The sequence below is a fragment of the uncultured Campylobacter sp. genome (assembly GCF_937997465.1).
In the GTDB taxonomy this organism is placed as follows: domain Bacteria; phylum Campylobacterota; class Campylobacteria; order Campylobacterales; family Campylobacteraceae; genus Campylobacter_A.
In genome coordinates this window covers 1-1,006 of the sequence record NZ_CALKTQ010000322.1, presented here as the reverse complement: position 1 = coordinate 1,006, position 1,006 = coordinate 1, and the positions used below count along the sequence as shown (strand labels likewise).

General features: G+C 48.1%; 1 protein-coding gene and 1 pseudogene. Both read left to right on the top strand.

What is annotated here, in order from left to right:
* Window positions 1–138: 138 nt before the first annotated feature.
* Window positions 139–789 (top strand): annotated as a pseudogene (locus Q0546_RS10940) (phage protease); the annotation flags it as partial.
* Between the two features lies 1 nt (window position 790).
* On the top strand, window positions 791–1,006 hold a 216-nt coding region (locus Q0546_RS10935), incomplete at its 3' end, for a hypothetical protein (protein WP_298792979.1).

Sequence of the window (1,006 nt, the reverse complement as noted above, 5' to 3'; positions counted from 1 at the left end):
ATTTGCCTGGCCGTAACCGGCGTTTGGCAGGGACACGCCGGAGGAACGTTTAGTATAGACGCAGCCGATATCGAAAAGATGAAACTAAATTTCGACAAGCGCAGCCTAGATATAGTGATCGACTAGGAGCACCAGACCCTAAGCGGAGAGATAGCGCCCGCGGCGGGCTGGATAAAAGAGCTTTTTATAAAGGACGGCGCGCTTTACGGGCGCGTAAGTTGGACGGCCAAAGCAAAAGAATTCATCAAAAACGGCGAATATAAATATCTTAGCCCGGTTTACGACTTTATGGGGGTAGACGAAAAAACCGGAGCTTGGCAGGGGTGCACGTTGCACTCGGCGGCGCTAACTAATAAGCCGTTTTTAGACGAACTCGGAGAAGTAAGAGCGAATAAAAATTTCACAAAGGAGACGAACATGGATGATGCGAAAAATCCAAAAGGCGAGCCGCAGGCTCAGGCTGCTACGCAAAACGGCGCGAACTATGAGGCTCAGATGGTCGAACTTAAAAATCAGCTTGACGCCTCTAAACAAGAGGTCGCTACGCTAAAAGAGCAACTAGCTCAAAGCGCGGTAGATGCGGCTATTGTCGCAAACAAGCTTCAAGAAAGCCAAAAGCAGTGGGCGCTAAGCTACGCAAAAGCCGATTTAAACGGCTTTAATGAGTTTTTAAAAGGCGTTATGCCGCCGCAGCAAAAAACGAGCATACCGAGTAACGATATGTTTGCCAACAAAAGCCAATCGGACGCAGAAATAGACGTCGTTAAATTTGCATTAGGAGGAGAATAAAATGTCTAACGAACAAAAAAAGCCAAAGACCATCGGAGACGTGGTCGTAAACAAGGTGCTAGGCGTTAACGCCAAAGTAGAGACTACAAAGGTTTTAGAGTGCGGAGCCGTGCTGTTTAGTATTAACGGCGGCGAGAGTTTTGCCGCAGTGACCAGCGACAATCAAACTACGACCATCGCAAACGCCCAAGCAGTATTTGGCGTGCTTTGCGACAAT